Genomic DNA, 11,260 nt, shown 5'->3' with positions numbered 1-11,260 from the left:
CCGTTTCTATACTCCGCCCTGTCAAACCCAACCAACAGGCATCCGCAACGTAACTATGAGTCTTCGCAGCGACCCGGCGCCCGTCCTCTCGTCTCAAATTCACCCCATTGAGCAGTCGAGTGCACCGTATTATTGGGGCATCGACATCGGCGGCACCGGGATCAAGCTCGGTTTGGTCGATGAACAGGGCTACACGGTCGCTTATGAGAAAATCCCGACCCGTGAAGGTGAAGGGGCTCCGGCGGCGATGCGGCGAATTGCCGACGTGGTCGTGGAGGTGGAGAGCCGTTTGGACGTCGTCGGACAGGTTCCGCACATCGGCTTGGGGGCTCCCGGTCCGATGGATCTTGACCAAGGCCTGTTGGTCGCCCCACCGCAGTTGCCTTCCTGGTGGGGATTTGCCATTGTCGAGTCGCTGACGGAATTACTCGGGCGTCCGATCTCGTTCTTGAACGACGCCAACGCGGCGGCATTCGGAGAATTTTGGATCGGGACGGGACGGGATTCGAAGTCGATGATCCTGTTGACCCTGGGGACGGGCGTCGGCGGTGGGATCATCGTGGACGGCGAGCTGGTCAACGGCGTGAACAGTTTCGGCAGCGAGTGTGGGCACATCTTGGTGGATCCGTCGCCGACCGCCCGGTTGTGCGTCTGGGGCGGAGGCCGCGGGCAACTGGAGGCCTATGCCAGCGCCAGTGCCGTTGTCGACCGCACCCGCGAACGGTTGACCGAGGGCGCCGAGAGTTCGCTGGGCGGCCTGTTGGGCGGCAGCAACACCGAATTGACGGCGAAAAAGGTCTACGACGCCGCCAGCGAAGGCGACGCCGTGGCACTTGAAATTGTGGACGAAACCGCAAAATGGCTGGGGATCGGAATCACGTCGTTGGTGCACGCCCTCGACCCCGGCGTGGTGACGCTGGGCGGCGCGATGAACTTCGGCGGCAGCGGATGCCCGATCGGAGAACGATTTTTGTCCGGCATTGTCGAAGAATTTAAAAGCCGGACGTTTGAAAACGTATTTGACGGCACCTCGATCGCCTTCGCGAACTTGGGTGCCGATGCGGGATACCTCGGTCTGGCCGGGTACGCGCGGAAACAAGCAATGAAACAATCATGACCAAACAGATTCGAAACTTCTGCATCATCGCCCACATCGATCACGGCAAAAGCACGCTCGCCGACCGACTGCTCGAAGAAACGGGAACGGTCAGCACGCGGCAGATGAAGGAGCAATTGCTGGACGATCTGGAACTGGAACGTCAGCGTGGCATCACCATCAAAGCCCGCGCGGTCGCGATGCGCTACAAACGCGGAAACGTGGACTATGAATTGAACCTGATCGACACGCCCGGCCACGTCGACTTTCAATACGAAGTGTCTCGGTCGTTGGCCTGTTGCGAAGGCGCCTTGCTGTTGGTCGACGCCTTTCAGGGCGTCGAGGCCCAGACGGTCGCCAACGCCTACGCGGCGATGGAGCATGATCTGCACATCATCCCGGTGATCAACAAAATTGATCTGACGCACGCGCGGCCGGACGAAGTGGCCGAGGAGATGATGCACTCGCTGGGAACCGATCCGGACGACTGCGTTCGCGTCAGTGCCAAGACGGGCGAAGGCGTGGCGGCGTTGGTCGATGCGATCGTCGATTCGATTCCCGCCCCAACCGGTGACCCGCAAGCGACCCTGCAGGCGATGGTCTTCGATTCCAACTACGACGACTACCGCGGTGCGATCACCTACGTTCGCGTGATGCAGGGAACGGTGCGCAAGGGCCAGAAGATCCGATTCCTCCGCGCCGGAACGACTCATGAAGTCGTCGAATTGGGACAGTTCGCGCCCCAGCGCGTGGCTTGTGACGAATTGGTGGCCGGACAAGTCGGCTATCTGATCTGTAACATCAAAAGCATCGGTGACGTGCACATCGGTGACACCGTCAGCATCGCCGGGGACACCCCCGCCCCGGCGCTGCCGGGCTACGCACGTCCCAAACGGATGGTCTACTGCGGACTGTTCCCCAGCGACGGACAGAACTTTAGCGACTTGCGCGACGCGTTGGAGCGGTTGGCGGTCAACGATCCCAGTTTCGAATTCGAACCCGAGACCAGTGACGCCTTGGGGTTCGGGTTTCGCTGCGGATTCCTGGGCTTGCTGCACATGGAGATCATCCAGCAACGACTGGAGAACGAATCGGACATCGACCTGGTGCAAACCGCGCCCAACGTCACCTACGAAATCGTCAACAAGCGTGGCGAGACGAAGACCGTTCACAAACCTCAGGATGTCCCGGACCCGGGTGACATCGAAGAGTTTCGCCAGCCGATCGTGCGCTGCAATATCATCGTCCCGACCGACTTCATCGGTGCGGTGATGAAACTGTGTCAGGAACGGCGCGGCATTCAGAAGTCGCAAGAATACCTGGGGGCCCAGCGGGCGATGTTGACCTATGACATCCCGTTGGCCGAAGTCGTCTATGACTTGCACGACAAAATCAAAAGCTGCACACGCGGCTACGGAACGCTGGACTACGAGATGGTCGGTTACGAAGCCGCCGATTTGTGCCGGTTAGATTTTTTGGTCAACGGCAACCGGGTCGACGCGTTGAGTATTGTTTGCAACCGGGCCGATGCCGACCGACGCGGACGCGCGGTCGCCAAGAAGTTGAAAAGCGAAATCGACCGGCACATGTTCGAAGTCGCCGTGCAAGCCGCCGTGGGCAGTCGCGTCATCGCCCGAGAGACCGTCCCGGCGATGCGAAAGAACGTGACGGCCAAGTGTTACGGCGGTGACATCACGCGAAAACGCAAGCTGTTGCAGAAACAAAAGGAAGGCAAGAAACGGATGAAGGCGGTCGGCAACGTCGAGATCAGCCAGAAAGCGTTCATGGCCGTGCTGAGCGAAGCCGAAGGGGGCTGAGGCATTTTCAGCTCTCATTCCCACACTCCGCCCTACGCAGTGAACGATTTGTTAGCGGCAGGGCGCGAGCCCTCCGGTGTGTTGGCAACCGATTTAGATTCTCTCCCCCTGGGAGAGACGGCGTTTGCGTAGCAAGCAAACGCCAGAGAGGGCCGGCGCTGCAAAAGTCTTGGCGTTTTGCGCGACGATCAAATCCGTCACTGATACAATTGACGTCCCCTGCCGCATGACACCGCCGGATCGGAGGCGGAGCCTCCAGCGAAGTCCGTCCCCAGGCGGAGCCCGGGAACGAGTGGGGAGTTTCAACCCTCGTTCCAAGGCTCCGCCTTGGAACGCAATGGCGGTGCGGCTCTGCCGCATGACACCGTCAGATCGGAGGCGGAGCCTCCGGCGAAGTCCGTCCCCAGGCGGAGCCCGGGAACGAGTGGGGAGTTTCAACCCTCGTTCCAAGGCTCCGCCTTGGAACGCGATGGCGGTGCGGCTCTGCCGCATGACACCGGCGGATCGGAGGCGGAGCCTCCGGCGAAGTCCGTCCCCAGGCGGAGCCCGGGAACGAGTGGGGAGTTTCAACCCTCGTTCCAAGGCTCCGCCTTGGAACGCAATGGCGGTGCGGCTCTGCCGCATGACACCGTCAGATCGGAGGCGGAGCCTCCGGCGAAGTCCGTCCCCAGGCGGAGCCCGGGAACGAGTGGTGCCGAGCCCGACGCGTTCGCTTCGTCTTTGACGAAGCCGTTTTGGTAGATCGCCACGACCACGCCGCCGATCCCCAGCAGGAACACTTGCACCATCGGGATGATCGTCATGTTGTGGAACATGGCGTTGGGAAAGTAGCACGCCAGAATCCCGATCGTCAGCAGTCCGACACGGCGGCGGTCCAGTGGCAGGGAGCCATCGGTGGCCATCCGCCATCCATAGCCGGCCAGCGTCACGATGACCGCCAGGAACAACCCCAGCCCGATCAGTCCCGAATCGACCAGGAAGGCCAGAAAGACGTTGTGGTGGCTGTAGGATCGAACGCGCTCCAGCGGCAGACCATAATCCCGAATTGTGTGATACGCATCATGGCGTTGAAAATACTGGCCGTATCCGTGACCGGTCAGCGGTTTGTCCTTGAACATCTCCCACGCGACAGTGGCCAACAGGGGTCGCAGCTCGACCGACTTGGCGGCATCGGCGGCCGAGAGCGCTTTGTCGCGTTTGAACGCCATCAGTTCCTCTTTCAATCCCATCGCCATCGCGCCGGCCAGCAACACGGTGGCGGCCAGGCCGATCACGCGTACCCAGCGGGGGCTGTGAACCATGGCGATCATCGCCACCGCGCCGGCGACGCCCAGCCAGCAACTGCGGGTCAGCGTCGCGTACCCGCCGACCAACAGAATCACGCCGATCGCGGCGTAGATCGCCTTGGTCCGGCGGTCGCTGCCGACGAAACAGGCGGCGACCGCGGCCATCGCGACGCCGATGATGAATCCGTTGCCAGCCGGGTTCAACAACGGCCCACGGCCACGGCCGAGAAACATCCAGACGTCGGGGTCGAGGATGTGTTTGGGAAACACAAACGCATGCCAACCCTTGACTTCACAAACCGCGGTGAAGGAGAGATAGACGCCCAGGCCGATCAGCGCGTGCAACAACCACCACAGATCGCTGCGGCGGAACGGAGTGACCCGGGCGACGCAATAAACGGCGATCGGCATGAAGATATAAAACAGCCAGCGGGCGGTCGGATCGACCAGCGTTTCACTCAAATCACCACCGCGGCTGCGCTGGAACAGGTACACGACGAACACCAGCAAGCAAACGTCGACCCGATTGACCGGCGACAGGTTCAGCTTGCCGAGCCGCCACTGGACGGCGGCCAAGCCGATCAGGAACGCCCACAGCAGACGGTCCAAGCTGATCTGGATCGGCCCGTCGAAGGCCAGAAAGGGAGGCCCGAACACGGTCCCGGTCAAAAACAGCAGCGTCAGCAAGCTGGCGAGCCGACCGTCTTTGACGAGCGGGACCAGCCAGACGACGACGGCGAGTGCGAACAGGAGAGCCAGTAAGTTCATCGGAAACACGAATCAAGCGGGCGTGTGTCGCTCGGCTGTCTCAGCCGAGAGTTTGATCGGTGCAAACATGTGACAACGGGTTCCCAACCATAGGTGCCAGATGCATCGTGCCCGGCGGAAATTCGACCGCAATCCCGTGCGGCAGCGGGTGTCCCAGAGCGTTTCGCTGGCGCATTGGGAACAACCGCTACCAGGTCACCTTGGTGGCTCAGCGGGAGACGAACCCCAGCGGGCTACGCCGTGAAGCATCTTTAAACCTAAAGAAAATGGGCAAGAAGGTTGGTCAAAAAATTGGTTGGTCAAAAAATAAGAAATGAGACACCGCACACGAGTACGAGTGCATCAATGAGAATCAACCACAAAGGCCGTGCTGGACGTTGTTGTCGATTCACTGTCCCGTTGGGGTTCCGACGAATAAAATCTGCCTCACCCTAGCGGAACTCTTCATTTTTTGACCACCAAATTTTTTGACCCATTCCCCGTCGTCCAACGGGCGTACTGAATCACATGTGGTGGCGTTCAGCGAGAAGTGTCGAAAAAATGCTTCACAGCGTTGCCCAGCGGGGTTCAAAAAACGACGCGACGTGATCCGGCGGCGATGAGATGAGGCGGAGCCTCCGCGACGGTGTGTTTCCAGGCTGAGCCTGGGAACAAGGGAAAAGCAAGGGCAACCACTACGGTTTCAACCGCTTGCGGATCCATTCCTTCCGTTCTCGCAGCTCGCGTTCAAACCCTCGGTCGACCGGCTCGTAGTAAGAACGATCGACGCCCAAGTAGTCTTGGGCCGCGATGCCGTGCGGGCTGTCGTGGCTGTAGAGGTAGCCTTCGCCGCGGCCTTCACGCTCGGCCGAGGCGGAATGGGAATCGCGCAGGTGTCGGGGGACGGGGACGATTTTCTGGTCGCGAACGTCTTTCCGCGCCGATCCGATGGCCACCGTGGCGGCGTTGCTCTTGGGGGCCAGCGCCAGATAGGCCACCGTCTGCGACAGCATGTATTCGCTTTCCGGCAACCCGACCCATTCACAGGCCTGCATGCAAGCGACCGCCATCGGCAGCGCGGCCGGGTCGGCGTTGCCGACGTCTTCGCTGGCCAAGATGACCAGGCGTCGACAGAGGAAACGCAGGTCCTCGCCGCCTTCGAGCATCCGCGCGAGCCAATAGATCGCGGCGTCGGCGTCACTGCCGCGGATGCTTTTGATCATGGCGCTGATCAGGTCATAGTGATCATCACCGGTGCCGTCATAGCCGGCGATCCGGGTGCCGATCGATTCGGCCGCCGCGTCGCGGGTCACCAGGGGAGGGTTTTGCGGCGAGCTGGAGACCGCGATTTCGAGTGCCGTGAGCGCACGCCGCGCGTCGCCTTCGCAAACGTCAGCCAGGAACGCGATCGCTTCGTCGTCGGCGCGGGCTCCCGTTGCCGCCAGCCCGCGCTCGCGATCGGCCAGCGCCCGCGTGAGCAACTCGGTGATCTCCGCCGGCGAGAGCGTCTCCAACTGGAACACCTGGCTGCGGCTGATCAACGCCCCGTTGACGGCAAAATTCGGATTGCTGGTCGTTGCGCCGATCAGCGACACGATCCCGGCTTCGACGTCCGGCAGCAACGCGTCTTGTTGGCTTTTGCTGAAACGATGAATCTCGTCGATAAACAACACCGGCCGGGGCTCGCCGCTGGCGACCAGGTCGGTGGCCCAAGCCAACGCTTCACGCACCTCCTTGACCCCTCCGGTGACCGCACTCAACCGGCGACAGCGGCTGCCGGTTTCCTTGGCCAGCAAATGGGCCAGCGTCGTCTTGCCCGTTCCGGGTGGCCCGGACAAGATGATCGATCCCAATCGCCCGGCATCGACCATCCGCCGCAGCAGTTTCCCAGGCCCTAGAATGTGCCGCTGGCCGACGTATTCTTTCAGCGTCGTCGGACGCATCCGTGCGGCCAACGGTTTGGCGTCTTCCAAGAAGTCATCTTCTTGGGATTGGAACATCGAAGGCGTATGAGCCATAACGGAATGGAATGGGTGCGAGTGTGGGAGCGTGTGGCGAATTGTCCGAGCGATCAAGCGGCAATGGAACCCCTAAACCATGGTGCGGAAAAGCAAAATGATCGGATGGATCACTCTGGGCGTCGCGTTGGCAATCACCCTGGCGATCATCGTTTCGGTGGTGATGCGGGTCGATGACTGGGGACGTGATTGGACCCAAAATCGAGCCCGCCTGGATCCGGCGGCCACGCGCCCGGGGCTCCGGCCGGTGCAACTCGACGGCACGGTCCAAGACGCCGCGGAACGGATTCGACAATGGACCGAAACGAATTCCAAGTGGGATTGGGTGTCCGAGGACCAAGCGGGTGATGATCGGCTGACTATTAAATTGACTCGCACAACGCCGCTGATGCGTTTTGTCGACGACATCGACGTGGAACTCACCGCGAATCCCGACGGCCAAGCCCCCACCCGCCCAGGCGTGATCGTCAACGCGACGAGTCAATCACGTGTGGGCAAGGGCGATCTGGGCCAGAATCCGAGAAATCTGATCGAGCTGACGACGGCGCTTCGAAACCGATGATCCCGCGGCGTCAATTCCGGAGTGATCGACTACAATGGAAGCCTAGAATGGCATAGGCTGATGAAACATCGGGTCTTTCGCAATCGTTGACAACGCACCGGTCACCGATGACTTCTGCCCGTGTCGTTCGACGAGCCCTTCCCCTTCCCGCCTTGTGTCCCACCGATGCCGATTCGAATTTTTGTCGCCACCGTGATTCTGGCCGCCTGGGGATCAACGGTGTTGCGGGGCGAATCTCCAACTGATTCCGCTGCCGATTTCTCTCGCGATGTCCGCCCGATCCTGTCGGACCACTGTTTTGCCTGCCACGGCCCCGATGAACAGGAGCGCCAGGCAGATCTGAGATTGGACACCGCCGACGGCATCGCGTCGGTGGTCCAAGCCGGCGCGGTCGACGAAAGCGAACTCATCGCGCGGCTGCGCAGCGATGACGACGACGTCTTGATGCCTCCGCCGGAGTTCAATAAACCCCTTACCGAAGCACAAAAGCAAACGCTTGAAGCCTGGGTGGCCGGCGGAGCGGAGTATCGCGGCCATTGGGCGTACGAGCCCCCCGTCAAAGTCGATCTGCCCCCGACGGCGACGCACCCGATCGATCACTTCATCGACGCCAAAGCGATTCAAAAAGGATTGACGCTGGGCACCGCTGCCGATGATGCGACGTTGATGCGACGACTGTGTTTGGATCTGACGGGATTGCCGCCGACGCGTGAACAGATCGATCGTCTCGCCGCCGGCAAATTGGACATTGAACGATTGGTCGACGAACTGCTCGCCTCCCCCGCCTTTGGTCAACATCTCGGACGCTATTGGTTGGATCTGGTCCGCTACGCCGATACCCACGGATTGCATTTGGACAACTATCGCGAAATGTGGCCGTATCGCGATTGGGTCATCGATGCATTCAATCAAAACATGCCGTTCGATCGGTTTGTCACCGAACAACTGGCCGGCGACTTGCTGCCCGATGCGACGCTCTCGCAAAAGATCGCCAGCGGATTCAACCGATTGAACGTCACGACCAACGAAGGCGGATCGATTTATGATGAGGTGTTCGCCCGCAACGTGATCGACCGGACCGATGCGTTCGGAACCGTCTTCCTGGGAATGACCACGCAGTGCGCGGTCTGTCACGATCACAAGTTCGATCCGATTTCACAGAAAGAGTACTACTCGCTGTTCGCGTTTTTCAACAGCCTGGACGGCCGAGCGCTCGACGAAAACAAGAAGGATCCGGCGCCCGTGGTCCGTGTGCCGAGTCAAGAACAGTCCGCGGAACTGGCCGCGCTCGATCAACAGATCGCAGAACTGCGGCGTGAAATGCGTGAGCCGATCGAATCGGTCGATGCCGCCCAGCGAATCTGGGAAGCCGGTTTGAGCGGGACGGATGACGCCGAACTTTCCCCGCGAACCGAATTGCTGTCCCCGAGTGAAGTGGATTCCAAGCACGGCACCGACCTGGTGATCGAAGCCGACGGAAACGTTCGCGTCGGAGAGAAGATTGCCGATCGCGACGTGCAAACCATCACCGCCCCGTTGGCAGCTTCATTGGCCGGCGGGCATTGGCAATCGCTGCAGTTGGAAGTGTCGCCCGATCCCAAGACGGATCGCGCGGGGGTTTCGCCCAACGGCAACGCCGTGCTGACCGAAATCGAGATTGAAACACGTCCGAGTTCGGCGGGCGAAGACGAGGGGTGGGAACCGCTTCCGATTCGCGCGGCATTGGCGAACATCGAGCAGCAAGATGGCAATTTCGCAGTCGGCTTGGCGATCGACGGAAAAAGACATGCGACCGAGGGTTGGGCGATCGCCGGGCATCAACAAACCGGTGGCCGTCACGCGTCGTTCGCCATCCCCGACCTGACCGAGCGGATCGAACAGGGTCACGACCAGATCCGGATTCGCCTGGAATACCTGTCGCAGTTCGCCAAGCATCAGTTTTATGCCGTTCGCTTTCAGCTGTCCGAAGCCGCGATCTCGGTGCCGATCAAGGACCAAATCATCGTCGGTGATCTCCACAGCGTCGGCCCATTCCCCGTGGAAAGCTCCAACCCGGGCATCTACCGCAGCTTCGGTTCCCAACAAGGGGCCTTCAGCGCCGACGAGACGTTCAAGTACGAAGACAAAACTTACGCTTGGGAATTGCGAAACGATTGGACGCCGGTTGCGATTCACACGTTGCCCGTTGCCGGCGAGCGCGTCGCAGTCAACCTGATCCACCAATCATTGAGCTCACCCAAAAAACAGTCGATCGATCTGCTGTTGGGGACCAGCGACAGTCACGTCGTGTTCTTGAACAAGAAGCGAATCGCCCTGTCCGAACGCGACGGTCCGATCAACCCGCTGGGCAAGACGTACACGTTGGAGCTGAAGAAAGGGCACAACGACTTGTACATCAAAACCGTTTCGCTCCGTCGCACCGCTCAGTTCGCCTATGCCTATCGGTCCGGGGCGATCCCGCTGCCGCAGGGCATCGTGGAACTGGCATCTCAGAAACCGAGTGAACGGACACCGGAACAAGCGGCATCGCTGCGAGCCTATTATCGCGAAGTCCAGTGCACGCACCCGGATTGGTTGGTGTTGCAAGACTTGGTCAAGGGCGCCGAAGCGGCGAAAGACAAGCTGGAAGGCCAGATCGCGACGACCTTGGTTTGGAAGGAGCTTGACCAGCCACGTGAAGCCAAGCTTCTGGTCCGCGGGCAGTATGATCAGCCGGGCGAAACCGTTGCTCGACGTGTCCCCGAGTTTCTGCCGCCGATGGCCGACGACCTGCCGCGTGACCGATTGGGTTTGGCCAAGTGGTTGGTCGCGCCCGAGCATCCGCTGACGTCGCGTGTCGCGGTGAATCGTTTTTGGCAATCGATCTTCGGCAGCGGATTGGTCAAATCCAGCGAAGATTTTGGCAGCCAGGGCCAGCCGCCCAGTCATCCCAAACTGCTCGATTGGCTGGCGGTCGAATTCGTCGAGAGCGGTTGGGACGTCAAGCGATTGATCAAGTTGATGGTGACCAGTCGCGCCTATCGCCGAGACGCCACGGTCAGTCCGGAGAACCTTGCGATCGACCCCGAAAACCGGTTCCTGGCACGCGGCCCACGACACCGCTTGGACGCCGAAGTGCTTCGTGATCAAGCGTTGGCCTTGGCGGGGTTATTGAACCCGCGGCTGGGCGGCCCGAGCGTCAAGCCGCCCCAACCGTCGGGTCTGTGGTACGCCGTCGGCTACACGCGAAGCAACACGGCGAATTTCAAAGCCGACGTTGATTTGGAAAAACAGCTTCGTCGCAGCGTTTACATTTTCTGGAAACGCACCAGCGCCCCGCCGCAGATGTCGACCTTCGACGCCCCCAGTCGCGAGTCGTGTACGGCGCGACGCGAACGCACCAACACGCCGCTGCAAGCCTTGTTGCTGATGAACGAGCATCAATACTTGCAGGCGGCGAAGCACTTGGCGGTCCGCGCCCATGTCGAGTGTGATCGGGAAGATCCCTCGGACAAATTGGCTTGGTTGTTCGAAACCGTGACCGCTCGAAACCCCGTCACCGCGGAAGTGGACGAGTTGGTTTCCTTGCTGGACAAGGTGCAAAAACACTATGCCGACGATGCGGCCGCTGCGGCGGATCTGTTGTCGGTCGACGAAATCGAGTTCGACAAGATCGAACCGAGTGAGCATGCGGCCTGGATGATGATCGCCAGCACGCTGTTGAATTTAGACGAAGTGGTCAGCAAGTAAGAGAA

6 protein-coding genes are annotated in these 11,260 nt (G+C 60.6%); 4 read left to right on the top strand and 2 right to left on the bottom strand.

Going from position 1 to position 11,260, the window contains the following annotated elements:
- Nucleotides 1-55: 55 nt before the first annotated feature.
- Nucleotides 56-1,117 (top strand): ROK family protein, encoded by a 1,062-nt coding sequence (locus Enr13x_RS06540; RefSeq protein WP_145385262.1) that lies wholly within the window; start codon nucleotides 56-58, stop codon nucleotides 1,115-1,117.
- The gene (gene lepA / locus Enr13x_RS06535) at nucleotides 1,114-2,913 is read left to right on the top strand and encodes a translation elongation factor 4 (protein ID WP_145385261.1); all 1,800 of its coding nucleotides are present in this window, start codon (nucleotides 1,114-1,116) and stop codon (nucleotides 2,911-2,913) included. The genes Enr13x_RS06540 and lepA overlap by 4 nt, the downstream gene beginning before the upstream one ends.
- A gap of 566 nt (nucleotides 2,914-3,479) precedes the next feature.
- On the opposite strand, the gene Enr13x_RS06530 is transcribed toward lepA, so the two are convergent.
- Nucleotides 3,480-4,967: an O-antigen ligase family protein gene (locus Enr13x_RS06530; RefSeq protein WP_145385260.1), complete on the bottom strand. Its 1,488-nt coding sequence runs from the start codon at nucleotides 4,965-4,967 to the stop codon at nucleotides 3,480-3,482.
- A 674-nt stretch (nucleotides 4,968-5,641) separates the two neighbouring features.
- Nucleotides 5,642-6,946: a replication-associated recombination protein A gene (locus Enr13x_RS06525; RefSeq protein WP_145385259.1), complete on the bottom strand. Its 1,305-nt coding sequence runs from the start codon at nucleotides 6,944-6,946 to the stop codon at nucleotides 5,642-5,644.
- A gap of 97 nt (nucleotides 6,947-7,043) precedes the next feature.
- On the opposite strand from Enr13x_RS06525, the gene Enr13x_RS06520 reads away from it, so the two are divergent.
- The gene (locus Enr13x_RS06520) at nucleotides 7,044-7,526 is read left to right on the top strand and encodes a DUF1499 domain-containing protein (protein ID WP_231744128.1); all 483 of its coding nucleotides are present in this window, start codon (nucleotides 7,044-7,046) and stop codon (nucleotides 7,524-7,526) included.
- Between the two features lie 165 nt (nucleotides 7,527-7,691).
- Nucleotides 7,692-11,255, top strand: a complete 3,564-nt coding sequence (locus tag Enr13x_RS06515) for a PSD1 and planctomycete cytochrome C domain-containing protein (protein WP_145385258.1) — start codon at nucleotides 7,692-7,694, stop codon at nucleotides 11,253-11,255.
- Nucleotides 11,256-11,260: the final 5 nt, after the last annotated feature.

It is taken from the genome of Stieleria neptunia (genome assembly GCF_007754155.1).
Classification (GTDB): Bacteria; Planctomycetota; Planctomycetia; order Pirellulales; family Pirellulaceae; genus Stieleria; species Stieleria neptunia.
This window is presented reverse-complemented; position numbering and strand designations above follow the sequence as displayed.

Coding starts and splice junctions, on each gene's coding strand:
- Enr13x_RS06540 (WP_145385262.1), top strand. CDS start 56: ATGAGTCTTCGCAGCGACCCGGCGCCCGTCCTCTCGTCTCAAATTCAC.
- lepA (WP_145385261.1), top strand. CDS start 1,114: ATGACCAAACAGATTCGAAACTTCTGCATCATCGCCCACATCGATCAC.
- Enr13x_RS06530 (WP_145385260.1), bottom strand. CDS start 4,967: ATGAACTTACTGGCTCTCCTGTTCGCACTCGCCGTCGTCGTCTGGCTG.
- Enr13x_RS06525 (WP_145385259.1), bottom strand. CDS start 6,946: ATGTTCCAATCCCAAGAAGATGACTTCTTGGAAGACGCCAAACCGTTG.
- Enr13x_RS06520 (WP_231744128.1), top strand. CDS start 7,044: ATGGTGCGGAAAAGCAAAATGATCGGATGGATCACTCTGGGCGTCGCG.
- Enr13x_RS06515 (WP_145385258.1), top strand. CDS start 7,692: ATGCCGATTCGAATTTTTGTCGCCACCGTGATTCTGGCCGCCTGGGGA.